The organism is Halomonas sp. V046 (assembly GCF_052645355.1).
In genome coordinates this window covers 47,073-69,201 of the sequence record NZ_JBQXYF010000010.1, presented here as the reverse complement: position 1 = coordinate 69,201, position 22,129 = coordinate 47,073, and the positions used below count along the sequence as shown (strand labels likewise).

The following is a 22,129-nucleotide window of genomic DNA, read 5'->3' as shown; positions in this document are numbered from 1 at the left end:
TTCGCCATGACTATTGACGCGCTTGGCCGCGATCTCGGCGAGCCCGCTCTGGGCCCGGGCGAGGTCGCCATCGTTGGCGCTGGCCCCGGCGATCCTGGCCTGCTGACCTTGCGGGCCCTTGACCTGATCCAGCAGGCCGATTGCCTGGTCTATGACCGTCTGGTGTCTGCCGAGGTACTGGCGCTGGCACCGCGGGCGGCCCAGCGGTTTTACGTCGGCAAGGCGGCTCGCTGCCATGCCCTGACCCAGGACCAGACCAACCAGTTGCTCGTGCGCCTGGCGGTAGAGGGCAAGCGGGTGGTGCGGCTCAAGGGCGGCGACCCGTACATCTTCGGTCGCGGTGGCGAGGAAGCGGAGATGCTGGTCGACAACGGCATCAACTTTCGCGTCGTCCCGGGCATCACCTCGGCCCAGGGCTGTGCGAGCTACGCCGGCTTTCCGCTGACCCATCGCGACTATGTGCAAGGCGTGACCTTTGTCACCGGCCATGCCCGTGCCGATGGCAGCCTGGACCTGGACTGGAGCGCACTGGCCAGCCGGCGTCATACGCTGGTGTTCTACATGGGGTTGTCCAACGCCGGCCTGATCAGCCGCGAACTGAGCACCCGGGGGCTGCCGAGCAGCCACCCGGTGGCCCTGATCGAGCGCGGCACGACCCCGCAGCAGCGTCAGGTGGTGACTAGCCTAGGGCAGCTTGAGCAGACCATCGCCCGCGAGCGTCTGGCGTCGCCTACGCTGATTGTGGTCGGCGAGGTGGTCGGCCTGATCGATCGACTGGTCCAGGAACCGCCGGCGATCGCGGCCTGGTGTGAGGCGGCGCTGTGAACGGCCAGCGCCGAGTCGCCGCCCTGGGCCTGGCCTTGCTGGCGGTCCCCTGGTCGCCGGCGAGTCGTGCCGAGGAGGTCGCGGCGGCCGCTGGCCCGCCGCCAGCCACGCTCTATGCCGAGCACTGCGCGGCTTGTCACGGCGAGGATCGCCTGGGCGGCATGGGGCCGGCGCTGCTGCCTCAGAACCTGGGCCGGATCCAGGCCGATGAGGTACGCCGCGTGATCGCCGATGGCCGGGTGTCGACCCAGATGCCAGGCTTTCGCGATGCGCTGGGGGAGGACGGTGCAAGGCGCCTTGCCGACTGGGTACTCCGCGAGCCGCCGGTCACCCCGACATGGACCATGGCAGACGTGCGCGCAAGCCAGGTGATCAGCCATCCGGATGGCAGTCTGTCGGGCGAGCCCGAATTCGACGCCGATCCGCAGAACCTGTTCGTGGTGGTGGAAACCGGTGATCATCACGCCAGCGTCCTGGACGGCGACACCTTCGAGCGCCTGGCGCGCTTTCCCACTCGCTTCGCCCTGCACGGCGGGCCCAAGTACAGCCCCGACGGGCGCTACGTCTATTTCGGCTCTCGCGACGGCTGGATCACCAAGGTCGATCTTTACCACTTCGCCGTGGTTGCCGAGGTGCGCGCCGGGATCAATATGCGCAATATCGCCGTGTCGGCGGATGGCCGCTATGTGATGGCCGCCAATACGCTGCCCGGCAACCTGGTGCTGTTCGACGCTCACAACCTCGACCCGATGCGTATCTATCCGGTGGCCGATGAGGCCGGCAACGTGTCCCGGGTCAGTGCCGTCTACGCCGCGCCGCCGCGGGGGAGCTTTATCGCCGCGCTCAAGGACGTCAAGGAAGTCTGGGAGATTCCCTGGCCGACGCCCCAGGAGCCGGTGGTCGCCACCGGCCATATGCCGACGCCGCTGGCGCGCGGCCATCATCCGGATACCGCCAGCTTCGAGGTGCGTCGCATCGCCGTGCCGGACTACCTCGATGACTTCTTCTTCGATCCCGAGTATCGCCACCTGATCGGCGCCTCTCGCGGGGCCGGGCGTGGCAGCGGCGGCGAAGCGAGTGACGGCGAAGGGAGTGACGGCGAAGGGAGTGGCGAAGGGAGTGGCGAAGGGAGTGGCGTCGGCGAGCCACAGAAAAGCGCTGCCATGGTCATCGATCTCGACAGCGGCGCCAAGATCGCCGACCTGCCGTTGGCCGGCATGCCGCATCTGGGGTCGGGCATTACCTGGGAGCGCAACGGTCACCGCGTAATGGCGATCCCGCACCTGGCCAAGGCCGAAGTCTCGATCATCGATATGGACGACTACTCGCTGATCACGACCATCGCCACCGACGGCCCGGGCTTTTTCATGCGCAGCCACGCCAACTCACGCTATGCCTGGACCGACGTGTTCTTCGGCCCCCACCGGGATCGTATGCATGTGATCGACAAGCAGACGCTTGAGATCGTCGCCACCCTAACGCCAGAGCCGGGCCAGACATCGGCCCACGTCGAGTTCGACCGCACGGGCGAGCACGCCCTGGTCAGCCTGTGGGAGCGCGACGGCGCGGTGATCGTGTATGACGCCGAGACCCTCGAGGAGCTTGAGCGTATCCCTATGGACAAGCCGTCCGGCAAGTACAACGTGTGGAACAAGACCCACTATGAGGAGGGCACCTCGCACTGAGAATCGTGCCTGTCGTGGGTGTAGGCGCCGCGGCTGGACTGGGTGTAGGCGCCGCGGCTGGGCTGAGTGTAGGCGCCGCGGCTGGGCTGGGTATAGGCGCCGCGGCTGGGCTGGGTATAAGCGCCGCGGCTGGGCTGGGTATAAGCGCCGCGGCTGGGTCGGGTATAAGCGCCGTGGCTGGGCTGGATAAAGGCGCCGCGGCTGGGCTGGGTGTAGGCGCCGCGGCTGGGTTGTGCACAAGGCTCTGTGCAAGGCCCCCAGGGTTGCCGGCTGCGCCGCGCTGGGCCATGAACGATGTGCAACACGGCACCGACAAAGCCGAGATGTTTTCAAGCTAGCGTTTAAAACCGCCGTTGACCCCTCCCGTCTTGGCTCGGATAGTGAAGGAGCGTTACCCCGCTTCCTCATTCTTTCGGAGCTGATCGGACTATGCGTCACAACAACAAAACGCTACTGACCTTCTCCGTCGCTGCCCTTACCCTGGGCATGGCGACGGCTGCCTCGGCCGCTACCCTGGACGAGGTCAAACAACGCGGGAACCTGAGCTGCGGCGTCAACGTCGGCCTGTCCGGCTTCTCGTCGCCGGATGAAAACGGCGACTGGCAGGGCCTGGATGTCGAGACCTGTCGGGCGGTGTCGGCGGCCATCTTCGGCGATCCGGACAAGGTGGTGTTCACCCCGCTGACCGCCAAGGAGCGTTTCACCGCGCTGCAATCCGGCGAGATCGACGTGCTGTCGCGCAACACCACCTGGACCGCGACCCGCGACAACTCGCTCGGGCTCAACTTCACCGATACCACCTTCTACGATGGCCAGGGCTTCATGGTGGCCAAGGACCTTGGCATCGAGGGCCTTGAAGATCTTGACGGCGCCTCGATCTGTATCCAGTCAGGTACCACCCACGAGCTCAACCTGGCGGACTATTTCCCGTCCCGCGGCATCGACATCAATACCGTCACCTTCGACACCCCAGACCAGACGGCGTCCGGCTTCGCCAGCGGTCGCTGCGACGTGCTCACCTCCGACACCTCCCAGCTGAGCGCGTTGCGCCTGCAGCTGCCGGAGCCCGACAGCGTCGAGATCCTGACCCAGCTGATCTCCAAAGAGCCGCTCGGCCCGGTGGTGCGTCAGGGCGACGACCAGTGGCTCGACATCATCAAGTGGACGGTCTACGCGATGATCAACGCCGAGGAACTGGGCGTGACCAGCGACAACGTCGAGGCGATGAAGAACGATCCGCCCAATCCCCAGGTGGCGCGCCTGTTGGGTGGCGACGGCAACTACGGCGAGCAGATGGGGCTGGGCAACGATTGGGCCTTCAACATCATCGCCCAGGTCGGCAACTACGGCGAAGTCTTCGCCAGCACCGTGGGTGAAGACTCTCCGCTCGGCATCAGCCGTGGCATGAACGCGCTGTGGAACGAAGGCGGCATTCTCTACGCTCCGCCGATCCGCTAAGCCTTCTGGCACCGGACGTCCTCGCGAAAGCGGGGACGATTCCCTTTCCTGACGGCGCCCGGCGCGACGAGTGGTAGCGTCGCCCCGGACGCCCTGTGTTCGAGGCTCGTCATGCCCACCACCCCCCTCGACCGGGTGCCGCTGTGGCGGCGCCCGGCCTTGCGTGCCCTGATCTTCCAGGCGCTGCTGCTGGCAGGCCTGGTCGCCCTGATCGGGATGATGATCAACAACGCCCTGACCAACCTGGAGTCCCGCGGCATCACCACGGGGCTTGGCTTTCTGACCGAGCGCGCCGGGTTCTCGATTCCCCAGACTCTGATCGACTATTCCGGCGACAGCACCTACGGCCGTACCTTCTTCGTCGGTTTGCTCAATACCTTGCTGGTGTCGGCGCTGGGGATCGTCGCCGCCACCATCATCGGTTTCGCCGTCGGCATCGCGCGGTTGTCGCCCAACTGGCTGCTGGCGCGCCTGGCGACCACCTTCGTCGAGATCTTTCGCAATATTCCGTTGCTGGTACAGATCCTGTTCTGGTATTTCGCCGTGCTCCAGGCGCTGCCGAGTCCGCGCCAGAGCCTGTCGCTGTTCGAGGCCTTTTTCTTGAACGTGCGCGGCATCACCGTGCCGGCGCCGGTGGCCCAGCCGGGCTTCGGCTTCACCCAGCTGGCGCTGGCCCTGGCCATCGTCGTGGTGGTGGCGCTGACGCTTTTCGCCCGTCGTCGCCAGGTGCGCACCGGAAAGGCGCTGCCGGTCTATCGTCTCGGCGCGGCCATCCTTATCGGCCTGCCGCTGGCGGTGTTCGTCGCCAGCGGCGCGCCGCTGAGCTGGGATGTGCCGGCGCTGAAGGGCTTTAACTTCGCCGGTGGCATCACCGTGATACCGGAGCTGATGGCGCTGTGGCTGGCGCTGTCGATCTACACCGCGGCCTTCATCGCCGAGATCGTGCGCTCGGGTATCCAGTCGGTACCCCAGGGCCAGATCGAGGCGGCCCGGGCGATCAGCCTGCCGGGGGACATCACCTTGCGTAAGGTCGTGATTCCCCAGGCCATGCGGGTGATCGTGCCGCAGCTCACCAGTCAGTACCTCAACCTGATCAAGAACTCGTCGCTGGCCACCGCCATTGGCTATCCGGATCTGGTGGCGGTTTTCGCCGGCACGACCCTCAACCAGACCGGCCAGGCCATCGAGATCATCGCCATGACCATGGCGGTGTATCTGACCATAAGCCTGGTCGTATCGGCGCTGATGAACGTCTACAACGCCCGCACCCTGTTGAAGGAGCGCTGAGATGAGTGAGCGCATCGACCCTCCCGCCAATCCGCCGGTAAATCCGCCGAGCGAAGGCCATCTGGTGCCACGCGCCGTGGCGACCCGCACCGAAATGCTCGACCCGCGTCCGGCGCCGGACATGCGTCACGGCGTCGTCGGCTGGCTGCGCACCCGGCTGTTCAATGGCCCGGTCAATTCCGTCGTCTCGCTGGTCGTGCTGGCCGTGCTGGTGTGGGGCCTGACGCCGTTGGTGCAGTGGGCCCTGATCGACGCCGACTGGATCGGCACGACCCGCGATGCCTGCAGCGGTGAAGGCGCCTGCTGGGTCTTCATCAGCGCCCGCTTCGAGACCATCGTCTACGGCTTCTACCCGGACGCGGCGCGCTTTCGCGTCGATATCACCCTGGCGCTGCTGGCGGTCCTCATCGCCTGGCTGGTGATCCCCCGATTGCCGGCCAAGCCGTGGGTCGGCGCTTTCGCCCTGGTCGGCTTTCCGATCATCGCTTACGTGCTGCTGCTCGGCGGGCACTTCGGCCTGGCTTACGTGCCGACGCGAGAATGGGGCGGCCTGATGCTGACCCTGACGGTGGCGACGGTGGGCATCGTCGGCTCGTTGCCGCTGGGGGTAATCCTGGCCCTGGGGCGGCGCTCGAAGATGCCGCTGGTGAAGAGCCTGAGCGTCGTGTTTATCGAGTTCTGGCGCGGCGTGCCGCTGATCACGGTGCTGTTCATGGCCTCGGTGATGCTGCCGTTGTTCGTGCCTGACGAGGTGGAGTTCGACAAGCTGCTGCGGGCGCTGATCGGGATCATGTTCTTCTGGAGCGCCTACATGGCCGAGGTGGTTCGCGGTGGGCTCCAGGCGATTCCCAAGGGCCAGGAAGAGGCGGCCAAGGCGCTCGGACTCGGCTATTGGCGGCGCATGGGGCTGATCGTGCTGCCCCAGGCGCTGAAGCTGGTCATCCCGGGCATCGTCAACACCTTCATCGCGCTGTTCAAGGACACCTCGCTGGTGCTGATCATCGGCCTGTTCGACCTGCTGGCGATCATCCGCTCGGGGCTGACCGACACCAACTGGCTGGGCTTCGCCACCGAGGGCTATGTCTTCGCCGCGCTGATGTTCTGGGTGTTCTGCTTCAGCATGTCGCGCTACAGCCAGGTGCTGGAGCGCAAGCTGCATCGTGGCCACTGAGCGCAGCGGGTGGCACCTAGCCGCCTAGACCGCAGTGACCGAAAACGGCGACCAACGAACAACACTGCTTCAGGGAGAGACCCCCATGTCTACCCATAGCTCCACCGGTAGCGCCGCTCATGCGGCAACCGCGGCCACCGCGTCGGCGGCCCAGGCGTCACCGATGATCGAGGTCCAGGGCCTCAACAAGTGGTACGGCGACTTCCATGTGCTGCGTGACATCGACCTCGGCGTCGGGCGCGGTGAGCGTATCGTCATCTGCGGGCCCTCGGGCTCCGGCAAGTCGACCCTGATTCGCTGCCTGAACCACCTCGAGGAACATCAGCAGGGGCGCATCGAGGTCGATGGCGTGACCATGACCCAGGACGTCAAGCGCATCGAGCAGATCCGCCGCAACGTCGGCATGGTGTTCCAGCACTTCAATCTGTTCCCGCATCTGTCGGTGCTCGAAAACTGCTGCATCGCTCAGACCTGGGTGCAGAAGAAGCCGCGGCGCGAGGCCGAGGCCACCGCCATGGAGTATCTGGAGCGGGTACGCATCGCCGATCAGGCGCTAAAGTACCCGGGCCAGCTGTCCGGCGGCCAGCAGCAGCGTGTGGCGATCGCTCGGGCGCTGTGCATGAAGCCCGAGGTGATGCTGTTCGACGAGCCGACCTCGGCGCTCGACCCGGAGATGATCAAGGAGGTGCTCGATGTCATGGTCGAGCTTGCCCAGGACGGCATGACCATGCTCTGCGTGACCCACGAGATGGGCTTTGCCAAGACCGTAGCCGATCGGGTGATCTTCATGGACCAGGGCCAGATCATCGAGCAGGCACCGCCGGAGACCTTCTTCAATCACCCGGAGTCCGAGCGCACCCAGCTGTTCTTGAGCCAGATCCTGGGTCACTGAGCCAGTCCCACTGAACCAGGCCTACTGAGCCAGGCCCACTGAGCCGGGTTCTTTTTTCCCGCCGGGCAGACACGCCGCTGCGGCCCACGGCAAGCGCCGCCAAGGCCGCGGTGGTGTTTGGCACGGCGGCGTACCCGCCTCACGCGGGTCGGGGCGGCACCCGACACCGAACCCCGCGACAACTAGCCCGTGGCACCATCGCGCCCCGCGCAGGCCAGCAGGTGATCGCAGAAGCCACGTACCTTGGAGAGCTCACCTAAGGGTTCCGGCGTGACCAGATAGTACGCATCGGGGCCCGTCAGTACGTGGGGGGATGCCGAGACCAGGTCGCCGTCGGCGAGTTCCTGGTGGATCAGGAAGCGCGGAATCAGGGCCAGTCCACCGTCGGCCATGGCCAATCGAATCAGGGTGTGAAAGGTCTCTACTCGGGTACCGTGGTAGCTGCTCTCGCTGTGGATGTCGTGGGCGGCGAACCAGCGGTGCCAGGCGTCGGGTCGGGTCGACAGGTGCAGCAGGCGTGCAGCGGTCAGCCGCTCGGCGTGTGCGGCGTGCGTTGCGAGGTGTTGTGCCGCCAGGTGATGGCGCCCGACGTAACGGGGCGAGCCCACCGCCAGCACCTGTTCGTCGAACAGCTTGTGGCAGTCGAGGTTGGGCCAGTTGCCGTGGCCGTGGAAGATCGCCACGTCGATGCCTTCGCGGGTGAGGTCGAAGGTCTCGACCCGTTCGCTCAGGTCCAGCGTCAGGTGGGGCCTGGCGTCGAGGAAGGCCGGCAGGTGGCGGGCCAGCCAGCGGGTGCCGAAGGTCGGCAGGGTGGCGACGCGAAGCACGTCGCTGTGGCCGCTGTAGGTCAGGATGGTGCTGGTCGACATCGCGATCTGTGCCAGAATCTTGCGCACCTCGCTCACGTACAGCGAGCCTTCCGGGGTCAGCACCAGGCTGCGGCGCAGGCGGCGAAACAGCTTGTGCTGCAACAGCGTCTCGAGCTGGGCCACCTGCTTGCTGATGGCGCTCTGGGTCAGGCTCAGCTCCTCGGCGGCTCGGGTGAAGCTCAAGTGGCGCGCGGCGGCCTCGAAGCACTGCAGGGTGATCGTGGAGGGCAGCTGACGCTGGGGCATGGCGAGGAGCTCCGGGACGACGGGGGCGGTGGTGTGCCATTCTCGCTGTTCCTGACTCACGTTATGCGGTGGCGTCGGGAACGCTATGGAATAGGCGGCGTGGCTTCTGAGGCAACACGGTACTGAGTGTATTGTGCCATTCCTTAAAGGAATGCGAAGCGTGCTTTTTTTCGTTTGTCGCGGCCCGTGCGGTCTGCTTCCATGGACGCCTTCGCATCCTCGCTCGGCGATCGTTCGCCGATGGTCCCCCAGGGTGCCCCTGTCACCGTCTGCCCGATAGGCCCGCCATGAGCTCCTCTTCCTTCGTTAGTTCCGACGATATTCGTGACCGCTTTTCGCGCGCCATGTCCGACATGTACCGCGCCGAGGTTCCCCAGTACGGCACCCTGCTGGCGCTGGTCGAAACGGTGAATCACGAGACCCTGGTGGCACGCCCGGCGCTTGCCGCTCGCCTCACCGCCCGCGGCGAAATGGCGCGCCTGGGCGTCGAGCGCCACGGCGCCATTCGCGTCGGCACCGCCCAGGAACTCGCGACCCTGCGGCGCCTGTTCGCGGTGATGGGAATGTTCCCGGTGGGCTATTACGACCTGTCCGAGGCCGGCGTGCCGGTGCATTCCACCGCCTTCCGACCGGTCGAGGACGCGGCACTGTCGCGCAATCCCTTCCGCCTGTTTACCTCGCTGCTGCGCCTCGAGCTGATCGAGGACGAGACGCTGCGTGCCAAGGCCGCGGCGATTCTCGAGCGCCGCGATATCTTCACCCCGGCGGTGCGCGAACTGATCGCCACCTTCGAGGCCGAGGGCGGTCTTGACGATGCGCAGGCCGATCGCTTCGTGGCCGAGGCCATCGAGACCTTTCGCTGGCATCACGACGCCACCGTGGACCTGGCCACCTATGAAGAGCTGCACGCGGCCCATCGTCTGATCGCCGACGTGGTGTGCTTTCGTGGCCCTCACATCAATCATCTGACGCCGCGTACGCTGGACATCGACGAGGTGCAGCGGCGCATGCCCGAGGCCGGGATGTCGCCCAAGGCGGTGATCGAGGGGCCGCCCCGGCGTGACTGTCCGATCCTGCTGCGCCAGACCAGCTTCAAGGCGCTGGAGGAAACCACGCGCTTCAGCGGCGCCGGGGAGGGCACCCACAGCGCGCGCTTCGGCGAGATCGAACAGCGCGGTGCGGCACTGACGCCGAGCGGCCGTGAGCGCTATGACCAGCTGCTCAACGAGGCACGTCGGGCCGCGGAAGGCCTCGACAACGCGGCGCACCAGGCGCGTCTCGGCGAGGTGTTCACAGCCTTCCCCGATGACGAGACGACGCTGCGCCGCGAGGGTCTGGCGTACTTCGACTATCGTCTGGCGGACGGCGCCGAACTACCACCGGCGAGCCTCGCTGGCGGTGCGGTGGAGCTGGAGGCCCTCATCGCCGAGGGCAGGGTCATCGCCGAGCCGATCACCTATGAGGACTTCTTGCCGGTCTCCGCGGCGGGCATCTTCCAGTCCAATCTCGGGGGTGAAGAGAGCTCGGTGGGCCACGGCAATGCCAATCGCCAGGCCTTCGAGGCGGCGCTCGGGGCGCCGGTTACCGACGAGCTGGCGCTGTACGCCGAGCGCCAGGCCGCGTCGCTGGTGGCGCTCGGGCTCGAGCCGCGGTGACCGGCGCAAGGGCAAAGGCAGCCCGAGAAGGGACGCCGAATAGCGGGACAGGGAACGATCCCGCACGGAGCCTGAGGGCAGGCTAGGCAGGCTAGGCAGGCTAGGCCGGCTCGGGCGCCTTCGTTATGCTGTGGCTCCTTCATTTGTGCTGGATACGTGCCCATGGATTGGCTCGGTGGCCTCGCCCCAATACCTGCCTCGGTCAGTGCGTTGCTGATCGCGCTTTCCACCCTGACGTCGATGATCAGCGCCAGCATGGGTGTCGGTGGCGGCACCCTGTTGATCATGACCATGGCCCAGGTGATGCCGGCCGCGGCCTTGATACCGGTGCAGGGATTAGGTGTCGGGTCCCGCGTGATTAATGACTCGTCTATGAAAAAGCTCAGGGCGCATTTTTTGCCAATTTTTCATCGCCGCTATCGGTGGCTGGTGGTGTAGCGCTTTCTGCTGGATGCAGTGATTGTAGAGCCAACAGTAACGCTTGAGCGTTTGCTCGAGATCCTCCCTGGATTCGTACCGCCGAGTGGCCAGTATATCGCTGATGCGGCCGTTGAAACGCTCGACCATCCCGTTTGTCTGGGGGTGTCCCGGACGAATGAGTCGGTGCTCCACATGATGCTGCTCACAGGCTTTGTCGAAGAGATGCTGTCCTGTTGGCTTGCGTTCACCGCCCGATGTGAAGCGATCAGTAAAGCACTTCCCGTTGTCTGTCAGCACCTTTTGGACCTTGAACGGGGCCTTGTCGATAACGCTATGGAAGAATGCCTCTGCATCCTTCTCTGACTGGCTGGAGCGTACTTCAAGATAGACCCAGCGGGTTGCGCGGTCGATGGCCACAAACAGGTATCGTCGTTGGGTCTCATCGGGCATCTGCGGAAGGTACTTGATGTCGATGTGCAGGTAGCCTGCTTGTTGTCCTCTCGGTCTTGGCGTGCCAATTCAGCAAGCGTTGGCACCTGGCGTCTTTTGAGCATCCGGTGCAAGGCCACACGGGAAAGGGTCGGATGAAGAAACTCACGGGCCACCACGAGGAGATCATCCAGCCTCAGGCGAAGGAACGTTCTGGCGGCGATGAGCACTTCTTCCTGCTCCCTGTTGAGGGTGGCTAGGAGGTTATGACGCGTGTGAGGACGATCATAGACGTCGTCTCGGTGTCGCCACCGGCGGATGGTCATATCGCTGACCCCAAAGCGCTCCGCCAGTGCCGTGTTCGGGATGTGGGCAGGGGCGGCCTGGATCTCAGCACGAATTTTGGGTGTTATCGTCGCTTGCTTATGCAGTTTGATGTCCATCTCGGTGTTCCTGGACGAACTGACGAAGAAGGCTTCTGGCAGCAATCAAAGGATAGCCCCTCTTCGTCAATTGAATATCCGAGACCCTACATATAGCTTGCAGGGAAGAAACACGATGTATCGTTCTTTAATCTGGCGATATATATAAAGATAGGGAATGCGGTCTGGTAACACTGCGTTGTCGTAAAATAAGTCGTGGTGAGCCATTGTCATGCAGAAGACACGGCGGCCAGCGAAGTTTGGTGCCGTTGATCTTTCAGGGGCATATGGAGATTTCCCAGTGTTCGAGGAGCATGTCGATAAATAACTGGGCTGTGCTGGATATACTGTGTGAATTACTTCTCACCAGACCGATGGTGCGCTGAATGCGAGGTTCAGGAAGCTCACGTGAACAGAGCGTATCATGGCCCGAACCTGGCATTGTCATTTTGGGCAGGATCGCCACTCCGAGACCAGATTCGACAAGGCCAAGCGAGGTGGACAGGTGCTGGACTTCGTAGAAGCTATTCAACCGAATGCCCTCAGCCGAGAGGGTATTGTCCAGCAGCATCCGGTTGCCACTGTCTCGGCTCACGGTGATCAACCTGACCTGTTCGAGGTCCGACCACTCGATGCGGTCTTTATCCGCCAGAGGGTGGTCGGAACGTAATGCCAAGACAAAGGGGTCTCGCAATAATGGTGTAAAGGAGACCTCCGGACTCTGAGCGCTGAACATATTGATACCGAAGTTGGCCTCGCCGCTGATTACCTTTTCCAAACCTTCCTTGGCGCTCACATCGAGGATCCTGATGCGGATCCCTGGCCATGCCTCGCTGAACCCGCGGATCACACTAGGCAGGAAATAGAAAGCCGCGGTGGGAATGCAGGCAATGGTGACCGTCCCCTTCTGGTGCGTGGCCAATTCGCGGATCCCTAGGATCGACGATTCGTACTCCTCGATCATGCGTCTCGCTCGGGGAAGGAAGTCCGTGCCGATGGGGGTCAGCCGTGTCCGCCGGGTGGTTCGTTCCAGCAGCTCGACCTCTAGGAGTTCCTCGAGCTTCTGAATGCGGCGAGAAAGAGCTGGCTGAGAGAGGTGCAGACGTTGCGCAGCCTCGTGGAATGAGCCCAGCTCTGCGACCTGAATAAATGCTTGCAGATCAAGAAATTCTAGACGATGTTGCATATCCTAACTCTTGCATAGAATAGTGATGATTAATAACCATAACACATTAATGTGTTATTCGTATTGATTAGAGTGTTTTTTTGCATTTGAAGCATCGGAATCCCCCTGACATGCTCATAACACAACTTTCAGACGCGATATGGCATGACGATGATGAACAGCATTCCCTGCATGATCATGCGCGGTGGCACCTCCCGAGGCCCTTTCTTGCGCATGAGAGATCTTCCCGACAGCCAAGAAGCGCAAGCCGAGATCCTGCTTAGCCTCATGGGGTCGGGTCACGCTCTTCAGATTGATGGCATCGGAGGGGGGGATCCGCTGACCAGTAAGGTAGCCATCGTGGAGCGCTCCTCCCACCCCGAGGCTGATGTCGACTACCTGTTCGCGCAGGTCGATGTACTCAACCGGCGCGTCGACTTCAATCCAAACTGCGGCAATATGCTGTCCGCCGTGGGGCCTTATGCCATCGAGACGGGGCTGGTGGAGCCCCAGGAAGGGACCACTATCGTCCGTGTACGCAACCTCAACACCCAGCGGCTGATTGAGTGTCACGTACCGACACCAGGGCGCCAGATATCCTACGAGGGCGATACGGCGATCAGCGGCGTACCAGGGCGTGCCGCCGGTATTCAACTCAGCTTCCTGGATGTCATCGGCACCAAGACCGGCGCACTGCTGCCGACCGGGCAGGCTATCGACACGATTGAAGATATCGAGGTCACCTGCCTCGATGCCGCCACTCCCATCCTGATGGTCAATGCCTTCGATCTGGGCCTCAGCGGCCGGGAGTCCGCGTCGGAGTTAGACGCTAATCCCGCGATGCTCGAGCGGTTGGAGATGATTCGTCGCCAGGCCGGACTACGAATGGGGCTGGGGGATGTTAGCCAGAGTGTCTTGCCCAAGCCGGTGCTGGTGTCAGCACCGTCCGACAACACCAGCACGCTTTGTACCCGTTACTTCGTGCCTCATCGCTGTCATAAGGCTATTGCCGTTACGGGCGCCATCGCGGTGGCCACGGCCGTCAGTGTCTCTGGCACAGTGGCAAACCGAATCGCGCTTGAGGCAGGAAAATTGGAGGCCGATGGTCAGTTGTCGCAGGTAAGACTGGAACATCCCTCTGGATTCATTGATTTGGATGTCGAGCACCGCAATGGAAATCCCGTCGATATTGCCCGTGTTTCTCTTATCCGTACCGCCAGGAAGATCATGAATGGGACCATCTTCTACTCACTTACCTCTGCTCCCAGTCAGCATGTGCTGACATCAAAAGCCAGTTGAATTTTTGATATCCGATGGGACTCCCATAATCAACCATGACAGCGACAACACAAGAGTAATGCCATGATGATTAAAAAGACTGCAACTTCTTCCTTTCCGCTCGGACGGCTCAAGAAAGCCGCGCTGCTCGGGATTGCGATCTCCGGACTGAGCCTGACAGCTTCTGCGCATGCTCAAGACGTCGATGTGCCCGGTAACATCAAATGGACCATCCCTTTTGGTGTCGGCGGTGGTACGGATGTCTGGGCACGCTTCTTCTCTCCTTGGCTAAGCGAGTCTCTGCCGGGGGAGCCGACCATCATGATCGACAATGTTCCCGGTGGCGGCTCCATCAATGGAGCCAACATCTTCGCCCTGCGTGCCAAGACGGATGGCAGCGACTGGCTGGGAACCTCAGCCTCAACTCAGTATCCGGCAATGCTGGATGATCCACGCGTCCGCTATGACTACAGCGACTGGACCCCCATCCTAGCCACACCAACGGGAGGGGTGGTTTATGCCCAACCCAGTCTCGGTGAAACGGCCGAGACTGCGCTGGACGCCCTGCTGGAACAGTCGGTCAAACTGGCGGCGCAGAACCCTACCGGCGTCGAGCTGCCGGTTTTGATCGCCCTGGACATGCTGGGCGCCGACGTGCAGGCCGTGTTCGGCATGCGTAGCCGGGGGGAAGGTCGCCTGGCATTCGAGCGTGGTGAAGCCGACATCGACTTCCAGACCACCTCTGCCTACCTGAGCAACGTAGAGCCGCTGGTGGAGGCCGGCAAGGCGGTGCCGCTATTCACGCTCGGGATGTTGAACGACGAAGGAAAGGTCGTCCGCGACCCGGCTTTCCCTGATCTGCCTACCTTCAACGAGGTCTACCAGGCCCGGCATGGCGAGGCGCCGTCGGGCAACGCCTACGAGGCATTTCGCAAGTTCTTTGCTTCCGGCTATGCCTTGCAGAAGCTGATCATGGTGCCGAAGGACACCCCGCAGGCCCTGATCGACACCTATCGTCAGGCAGCTCGCGACTTCGTGAACACCGCGGCGTTCAAGGAGGCGGCCGCTACCCAGCTGGGGCCGTACACGCCGGTTATCGGCGACACCGTCCAGCGCTACCTTGATGATGCCATGTCCATCGATGACGCCACTCTTGACTGGCTGGCCGACTGGCTGCAGTCGGAGCATGGCGCCAAGATCTAATGCGCAGAGGGATGTGCCGGTCCATGGGGCCGGCAGCCCCGGCTCCTCCTGATCACACAATATAAGAGCCACACGCCATGCTCGATATTTTTCTCTCCAGCCTGGGACAGCTATTCACGGTGTCCCATCTGCTCTTCATGGTGCTGGGTGTGCTAGTCGGCCTCGTGGTCGGCATCATTCCCGGCCTCGGGGGTATCGCAGGGATGTCGCTGCTGCTGCCCTTCCTCTATGGCATGGAACCCACCGTGGCCCTTGGCATGCTGATGGGCCTGGTTGCCGTGATTCCCACCGGCGATACCTTCGCCTCGGTGCTGTTGGGTATACCCGGCTCCAGCGCTTCCCAGGCAACCGTCATCGATGGCTTCGCCCTGGCCAAGCGCGGGCAGGCGGCACGCGCACTATCCAGCGCCTTCCTGTCTTCGATGATCGGGGGGCTCATCGGTGCCGTCGTACTCACCGGTTTTATCCTGATCGCCCGTCCGCTAGTGCTGTCGTTCTCTTCTTCCGAGCTCTTCATGCTGACCCTCCTCGGCCTATCGATGGTGGCTGTGCTCTCCGGGCGCGATCTCTTCAAGGGGCTGGCCGCCTGTGGCTTGGGCCTGTTGGTAGGTGCCATCGGCATGGCACCGGCCACCGGCGAGTTCCGCATGAATTTCGGACTCGACTATCTCTACGATGGCCTGCCGTTGGTGGTGGTGGGTCTAGGGATATTCGCACTCCCGGAGATTATCGATCTGCTGGTCAAACGAGGGACCATCGCCGAAGAGTCATGCACGCTTGGTGAGGGCTGGCGGCAAGGCATCCGGGATGTCCGTGAACAACGTGGTCTCGTCGCGCGCTGTGCTGCTATTGGTAGCCTGATCGGCACCATCCCCGGCCTGGCCGGCTCCGTGGTCGACTGGCTCACCTACGGCCATGCGGTGCAGAGCGCGAAAGACAAGTCCGAGTTCGGCAAGGGCGATATCCGCGGCGTGATCGCCCCGGAATCCGCCAACAATGCCTGCGCCTGCGGCGCCATGGTCCCGACCCTACTGTTCGGCGTTCCCGGCTCGGGCACGGCCGCGGTTTTCCTGGGTGGACTCCTGCTGCTCGGCCTGCAGCCCGGCGTCGGCATGATCGAGACCCACCTGGATCTGACCTACACCATTATCTGGTCGCTCGCCCTGGCCAATATCCTGGGGGCCGCACTGTGCCTGGCTCTCGCTCGCCCGGTAGCCAGCTTGACCCGGGTGCCCTTTGTCACCCTGGCGCCGTTGATCACGGTGCTGATCATGTTTGCCGCCTTTCAGGCTTCGCGCGCCACGGGGGACCTGCTTGCCCTCGGTGCGGTCGGCATCCTGGGGTTACTGTTCAAGCAGGCGAATTGGTCACGTCCGGCGTTCCTGATCGGCTTCGTACTGGCCCCGGGTGCCGAGTCCTACTTCTACCAGGCGGCCCAGTTCCAGGGCACGGACGCCTTCTTGCGTCCCGGTGTGCTGATCATCGGTGGCCTGATCCTCGGCGCCATGTTCATTCCCATGCTGCGTTCGCTGTGGGCCAAGCGCCGCCAGGCCTCCTCCGTCGGGGCCGCTGCAACGGTGCCCGCCGAGCCCCCTACCCTGGGTATCATCGATGTAGTGCTTTTCGTCGGGCTGCTTGGCACCGCCGTCGTCGCCTGGGTGGATGTCGCCGACCTGTCCTTGATCGGGGGCATCATGCCCTGGCTGGCCATCGCAATCCTTGCCGTTTCCTGCTTGCTGGAGATTGCACGGTGCCTGATGCATCGCCCTCAGTGGCAAAACCAAGCTATGCGTCAGCAGGGACTCTGGCTGGGCGGCTTCTTCGCACTGGTGGCGGCAATGGTGATGCTCGGTTTCATCACCGCGGCCACGCTGTTCTGCCTCGCCTTCCTGCTGGTCATTGCACGCCTCAAGCCTTGGATTGCAGCTGTCATGGCGCTTGGGGTCACGGCCTTTTTGGTTGGCATGGCCGAGTTCCTGACCCTGACCTACCCGAGCGGACTGATCGATCCCTGGCTGTTCGGCTGAATCAGTCCTGTCATACACGTTCACCGCGGGCCGGCGACCATTCGCGTCACAGGCCCGCGCAACGAAAGGAGACACCATGAGCACTTCGTCCCTACCGGAGACGCTGCAGACCCTCGACGCCGCCGGCACCATCTTCCACTACCATAGCCTGCCCAAGGCCGCCGACGCGTTGGGCAACATCGACCGACTGCCCTAGACCCTGAAGATCCTGCTGGAAAACCAGCTGCGCTTCGCCGATGACGAGAGTGTCTCCCGCGAGGCCCCGGCGCGTATCAATCCATTGTCGCCAGCGGACCTGGTCATCGACCACTCGGTGATGGTCGACAAGGTTGGGAACCCGCGGCGTTTAAGGACAATGTGGCCATCGAGATGGAGCGCAGCCACGAGCGCTACGAGTTCCTGCGCTGGGCAGCAGGCCTTCGACAACTTCCGCGTGGTGCCGTCTGGCACTGGCATCTGTCACTAGGTCAACCTCGAATACCTGGCAAGACCGTCTGGACGAAGGAGCAGGACGGCAGGACCCTGGTCTACCCCGGCACCCAGGTCGGCACCGACTCCCACACCACCATGATCAACGGCCTGGCGTACTTCGACTATCGTCTGGCGGACGGCGCCGAACTACCAACGGCGAGCCTCGCTGGCGGTGCGGTGGAGCTGGAGGCCCTCATCGCCGCGGGCAAGGTCATCGCCGAGCCGATCACCTATGAGGACTTCCTGCCGGTCTCCGCGGCGGGCATCTTCCAGTCCAACCTCGGGGGTGAAGAGAGCTCGGTGGGCCACGGCAATGCCAATCGCGAGGCCTTCGAGGCGGCGCTCGGGGCGCCGGTTACCGACGAGTTGACGCTGTACGCCGAGCGCCAGGCCGCATCGCTTGTGGCGCTGGGGCTCGAGCCGCGGTGACCGGCGCAAGGGCAAAGGCAGCCCGAGAAGGGACGCCGAATAGCGGGACAGGGAACGATCCCGCACGGAGCCTGAGGGCAGGCTAGGCAGGCTAGGCCGGCTCGAGCGCCTTCGCTATGCTGTGGCTCCTTCATTTGTGCTGGATACGTGCCCATGGATTGGCTCGGTGGCCTCGCCCCAATACCTGCCTCGGTCAGTGCGTTGCTGATCGCGCTTTCCACCCTGACCTCGATGATCAGCGCCAGCATGGGTGTCGGTGGCGGCACCCTGTTGATCATGACCATGGCCCAGGTGATGCCGGCCGCGGCCTTGATACCGGTGCACGGCATGGTCCAGCTCGGCTCCAACGGTGGGCGCCTGGTGATGACGCTGCGCCACGTCGAGTGGCGGGCGCTGGCGACCTTCGTTCCCGGCGCCGTGGTCGGTGCACTGGTGGCCAGTTGGTTGTTGATTCGTCTGCCCGCCGGCGGGCTGGAGCTGACCATCGCCGCCTTCGTGTTGTTCACCACCTGGGGGCCGGGGTTGCCCAAGCGGGCCCTCGGCCGGCTCGGGACCTTCCTCGCCGGGGCCGTGACCACCCTGCTGTCGAGCCTGGTGGGGGCGAGCGGTCCCATGGTGGCGGCCTTCATCAAGCAACGTGGGCAGGGCCGTGAGGCGACGGTGGCGACCTTCGCCGCCTGCATGACGCTGCAGCATCTGACCAAGGCCTTCGTCTTCGGCGTGGCCGGTTTCGTGTTCCATGACTGGCTGGGGCTGATCGCCTTGATGGTCGTCTCCGGGGTGGTCGGTACCTGGCTCGGCCTGCGGCTTTTGACGCGACTGTCCGAGCACCGCTTCGATGCCGGCTTTCGCATCGTGCTGACGGTGCTTGCCCTGCGTCTTGTCTGGCTGGGCGTGGACCGGCTGCTGGTATGAGGTCTTGGGTCAGGCTTCCGCGGGGGTGTGGCTGGGTCATCAGACCGATGGGACGGACGCCCTACCTCCGGTGAGGTAGCCCGATCGCCGCCCTGGCTGGCGTTTCTGGCATAGAGTAGAAGGGTCGATGCGGTGCACGTGTCGCTGTCTTCCTTTGCGAGAATCGCCATGGTCCTTCGCCTGCCCCGGGAACTGCCGATCCAATGGCTTATCGGCGCCTCGATCGTTGGCATGATGCTGATGATGGCGGGGGTGCTGTTGCTACAATCATGGCTGCAGGTGCAGCAGTCCTTGACCCTGTCGCTGGCGCAGTCCAGCCGCCAGCTCTCGACCACCGTAGAGGCTCGTTCCGAAGCGCTGATTTCCAACTCTCGGGCGATGTTGCAAGTGATCGCCAGCAACCCCGACATGGGCCGTCCGCCCCATGAGGTAAGGCCTGAGTACCTGGCGCCACTGGCGGCCGTGCTGGTGGCGGAGGACGTCGTCGGAGGGGTCTACGTCGGCTATGCCAACGGCGATCTGTTGATGCTGGGGCTCGTGTCACGCCTATCGCCCGGGGCCCTGCCCGAACAGCAGTGGACCGAGGGCGGCGAGTACTTCGCCCTGCGCGTGGTCGGCGACCGGGGCGCCGGCATCGAGTCCGAGATGCTGCTCTACGATGAGACGCTGACGCTGCTGAAGCGGCGCGACAATCCCGGCTTCGACTACGATCCGCGCCTGCGTCCCTGGTACATCGCGGCCTTGAGAACCGTCGGCACTTCGATGTCCGAACCCTATCCGTTCTACACCAATGGCGAGATGGGCATGACGCTATCGCGTCGCATCATCGGCGACTTTGGGGTGGCCGGCATCGACCTGACCTCGGGCGATCTTGGCCGGCAGATTGACGCCTTCGATCTCCCGCCGGGCGCGCGCCTGGCTATCCTCGCCCCCGATGGTGAAGTGATGGCGCAGGCCAAGTCCCAGGGTGGGCCCGATGCCGGGGGCACGCTGGTCGAGCGTGGCGAGCCGGAACTGGCCAAGCTGGCCGCCATCGGGACCCCGACGCCACAGCGTTTCCTCCACAACGACAAGGCCTGGTGGGGGATGGCGCTGCCGTTCAAGGTGGATGGCAACAGCCTCGCGTCGGTGCTGATCGCGCTGCCCGAGGCGGAACTAATGGCCGATGAGCTGCGCCTGCTGTGGGAGCATCTGTTTCTGGCCGTGGTGCTGATCGTCCTGATGTTGCCCTTCGGCATTCTCCTGGGGCGACGGCTGGGCCGCCCATTGCGCGATCTGGGCGACCAGCTACGCGACCTGTCGCGCTTCGACTTTGTCGCCTATCGTGGCGTTGACTCCCGTGTCGGGGAGGTGCGGAGGCTCAGTGAGGCGCTGGACACCATGGTCGGCCGCATCGGCGACTTTCGGCGGATCAACCTGGTGCTCGGTAGCGAACCGCGACTCGACGTCATGCTCGACAAGATCCTGGCGGAGCTTTTGCATGTCACCGGCAGCTGCCATGGGATCATCTATCTGGCCGACGAGGACATCGACGGACGTTTTACGGCATTCGCTGAGGCCGGCGGTGTGACGCCGCAACGGGCAGGCGCCGACGACACGGGACCTCCCGATGTGATTTGCCTGCCGGATTCGGGCAGGGGCCCGTTGACCGAGCTGCGTGAGCGTCTCGAAACCCAGGGCTACCTGGTGCAGTCGCTTCGCGATCGCGCCGGGATGCGTAGCGGCATCCTGCTGCTGGCCAGGCAGCGAGAGGCGGACGAGGTCGACGACCGGCCCTGGCGCATCTTCGTTGCCGAGGTGTCGGCGGCGGCAGCGGTGGCCGTCGATCTGCGTCGCCTGCTGGAGGGAGAAGCTCGGCTGCTGGAGGCCCTGATCCAGTTGGTCGCCAAGGCCACTGACGCCAAGTCGCCGCATACCGGTGGCCACTGTTCGAGAGTGCCGGCACTGGCTGAGATGCTGATGGATCGGGTCGACCGCACCCGCCACGGCCCCTTCGCCAGCGTGACGTTCGATCGCGATCAGCGCGAGGCTTTCCACCTGGCGGCCTGGCTGCACGATTGCGGTAAGCTCGCGACCCCCGATGAAATCATGGAAAAGGCGACCAAGCTGGAAACCCGCTACAACCGTCTGCACGAGATCAGGACCCGCTTCGAGGTGCTGTGGCGAGACGCCGACATCGACTACTGGCGTGGCCGCGTCGACGGCGGCGACGAGGGGCGGCTGGACGCACAGCGCGCATCGCGTCAGACAGCGCTGACCGAGGCCTTCGGCTGGGTGGCCGAGGCCAATCTGGGCAGCGAGAAGATGAGCGAGGCGTTAGAGGCGCGTCTTAACCGCATCGCCGAGTGGCGCTGGTGGCGCCACTTCGACGATCGTATCGGCCTGTCCCGGGCCGAGCTCAAGCGCCTGGAGGCCGAACCGGTGCGAGCACTGCCGGCCGAAGAGCGGCTGTTGGCCGACTTGCCGCGCCACCATATTGCCTGGCACCGGCCTTGCCCGCCGGTGCGTGCCGGCGATACGGCCAACGTGTGGGGATTCGACATGAGCCCGCCTGCGTTGGCCGATCATCAGGGCGAGCGTTATAACCTGTCCATTTCCCGCGGCACGCTCAATGACATCGAGCGCTTTCGCATCCAGGAGCATGTGGTCCAGACCATCATCATGCTCGAATCCCTGCCGTGGCCTGCGCGTCTCAAGCGGGTGCCACAGATCGCCGGTAACCATCACGAGCGCATGGATGGCAAGGGGTACCCCAGGGGCATTCGCCTCAGTGAGGCGAGTCTCGAAGAGCGGGTGATGGCCCTGGCCGATGTCTTCGAGGCGCTGACCGCCTCGGATCGGCCCTACAAGACAGGCATGCCCCTGTCACGGGCACTGCAGGTGCTGGCCGATATGGTGCGCGACGGACACCTCGATCCGATGCTGTTTCAACTGATGTTGGAAGAGGGCGTCTGGCAGGACTACGCCGAGCGCTTCGTGGCTCCGGCCCAGTGCGATGCGGTCGATATCGCGGCTGTCGCCGTGCGGGCCGGACTGAACCATGGCGCAGCCAGGAGCGGGCAGGAGGCGATGACCCGGGCCTTGGGAGGGTGATTCATGCCGGGGGAGGGTGATCCCCGCCGGGGCAGGGGGTGCCAGCCAGGTCGCCTGCCGAGGTGCGCGCCCCCCTCCGGGCGAACTGTCGTTGATCTAGCGTGAAGCCAGAACGGGAGTGCCGCCGCTAGTTGCATATATTTGGCATATATTGGTATGAGAACTCGTCGAATATTTGCCAAGCCGGCA

General features: G+C 64.0%; 15 protein-coding genes and 2 pseudogenes. 14 read left to right on the top strand and 3 right to left on the bottom strand.

Features of this window, described 5'->3' with window-relative positions:
- Positions 1-6 precede the first annotated feature (6 nt).
- From cobA to ACUN9Y_RS14655, 6 genes are all read left to right on the top strand, one after another.
- Positions 7-825, top strand: coding sequence for a uroporphyrinogen-III C-methyltransferase (cobA, locus tag ACUN9Y_RS14680; protein WP_445461464.1), 819 nt, complete (start codon positions 7-9; stop codon positions 823-825).
- On the top strand, positions 822-2,510 hold the full coding sequence (locus ACUN9Y_RS14675; protein ID WP_445461463.1) for a cytochrome D1 domain-containing protein: 1,689 nt from the start codon (positions 822-824) through the stop codon (positions 2,508-2,510). The genes cobA and ACUN9Y_RS14675 overlap by 4 nt, the downstream gene beginning before the upstream one ends.
- Positions 2,511-2,939: 429 nt before the next feature.
- Positions 2,940-3,968, top strand: coding sequence for an amino acid ABC transporter substrate-binding protein (locus ACUN9Y_RS14670; protein ID WP_445461462.1), 1,029 nt, complete (start codon positions 2,940-2,942; stop codon positions 3,966-3,968).
- A 111-nt stretch (positions 3,969-4,079) separates the two neighbouring features.
- Positions 4,080-5,255, top strand: coding sequence for an amino acid ABC transporter permease (locus tag ACUN9Y_RS14665; RefSeq protein WP_445461461.1), 1,176 nt, complete (start codon positions 4,080-4,082; stop codon positions 5,253-5,255).
- Between the two features lie 94 nt (positions 5,256-5,349).
- Positions 5,350-6,426 (top strand): amino acid ABC transporter permease, encoded by a 1,077-nt coding sequence (locus ACUN9Y_RS14660; RefSeq protein ID WP_445461590.1) that lies wholly within the window; start codon positions 5,350-5,352, stop codon positions 6,424-6,426.
- 163 nt (positions 6,427-6,589) lie between these two features.
- Positions 6,590-7,318, top strand: coding sequence for an amino acid ABC transporter ATP-binding protein (locus tag ACUN9Y_RS14655; RefSeq protein ID WP_445461589.1), 729 nt, complete (start codon positions 6,590-6,592; stop codon positions 7,316-7,318).
- A 182-nt stretch (positions 7,319-7,500) separates the two neighbouring features.
- Here ACUN9Y_RS14655 and ACUN9Y_RS14650 read toward each other — a convergent pair whose 3' ends face one another.
- Positions 7,501-8,433, bottom strand: coding sequence for a LysR substrate-binding domain-containing protein (locus ACUN9Y_RS14650; RefSeq protein ID WP_445461460.1), 933 nt, complete (start codon positions 8,431-8,433; stop codon positions 7,501-7,503).
- A gap of 287 nt (positions 8,434-8,720) precedes the next feature.
- On the opposite strand from ACUN9Y_RS14650, the gene hglS reads away from it, so the two are divergent.
- Together hglS and ACUN9Y_RS14640 are read left to right on the top strand one after the other, a co-directional pair.
- Positions 8,721-10,088: a 2-oxoadipate dioxygenase/decarboxylase HglS gene (gene hglS, locus ACUN9Y_RS14645; RefSeq protein ID WP_445461459.1), complete on the top strand. Its 1,368-nt coding sequence runs from the start codon at positions 8,721-8,723 to the stop codon at positions 10,086-10,088.
- Between the two features lie 162 nt (positions 10,089-10,250).
- The gene (locus tag ACUN9Y_RS14640; RefSeq protein ID WP_445461595.1) at positions 10,251-10,526 is read left to right on the top strand and encodes a hypothetical protein; all 276 of its coding nucleotides are present in this window, start codon (positions 10,251-10,253) and stop codon (positions 10,524-10,526) included.
- On the opposite strand, the pseudogene ACUN9Y_RS14635 reads toward ACUN9Y_RS14640, so the two are convergent.
- A pseudogene (locus ACUN9Y_RS14635) lies at positions 10,425-11,380 on the bottom strand (DDE-type integrase/transposase/recombinase). The gene ACUN9Y_RS14640 and the pseudogene ACUN9Y_RS14635 sit on opposite strands and share 102 nt — an antisense overlap.
- A gap of 256 nt (positions 11,381-11,636) precedes the next feature.
- Positions 11,637-12,545, bottom strand: coding sequence for a LysR substrate-binding domain-containing protein (locus ACUN9Y_RS14630; RefSeq protein WP_445461458.1), 909 nt, complete (start codon positions 12,543-12,545; stop codon positions 11,637-11,639).
- A gap of 144 nt (positions 12,546-12,689) precedes the next feature.
- Between ACUN9Y_RS14630 and ACUN9Y_RS14625 the strand changes: the two genes are divergently transcribed.
- From ACUN9Y_RS14625 to ACUN9Y_RS14600, 6 genes and pseudogenes are all read left to right on the top strand, one after another.
- Positions 12,690-13,823 (top strand): 4-oxalomesaconate tautomerase, encoded by a 1,134-nt coding sequence (locus ACUN9Y_RS14625; protein ID WP_445461457.1) that lies wholly within the window; start codon positions 12,690-12,692, stop codon positions 13,821-13,823.
- Positions 13,824-13,886: 63 nt separating this feature from the next.
- Positions 13,887-15,005, top strand: coding sequence for a Bug family tripartite tricarboxylate transporter substrate binding protein (locus ACUN9Y_RS14620; protein WP_445461456.1), 1,119 nt, complete (start codon positions 13,887-13,889; stop codon positions 15,003-15,005).
- 77 nt (positions 15,006-15,082) lie between these two features.
- The gene (locus ACUN9Y_RS14615) at positions 15,083-17,032 is read left to right on the top strand and encodes a tripartite tricarboxylate transporter permease (RefSeq protein WP_445461455.1); all 1,950 of its coding nucleotides are present in this window, start codon (positions 15,083-15,085) and stop codon (positions 17,030-17,032) included.
- 76 nt (positions 17,033-17,108) lie between these two features.
- A pseudogene (locus ACUN9Y_RS14610) lies at positions 17,109-17,932 on the top strand (2-oxoadipate dioxygenase/decarboxylase family protein).
- A 153-nt stretch (positions 17,933-18,085) separates the two neighbouring features.
- Positions 18,086-18,847 (top strand): sulfite exporter TauE/SafE family protein, encoded by a 762-nt coding sequence (locus tag ACUN9Y_RS14605; protein ID WP_445461454.1) that lies wholly within the window; start codon positions 18,086-18,088, stop codon positions 18,845-18,847.
- A gap of 168 nt (positions 18,848-19,015) precedes the next feature.
- The gene (locus tag ACUN9Y_RS14600; protein ID WP_445461453.1) at positions 19,016-21,940 is read left to right on the top strand and encodes an HD domain-containing phosphohydrolase; all 2,925 of its coding nucleotides are present in this window, start codon (positions 19,016-19,018) and stop codon (positions 21,938-21,940) included.
- Positions 21,941-22,129: the final 189 nt, after the last annotated feature.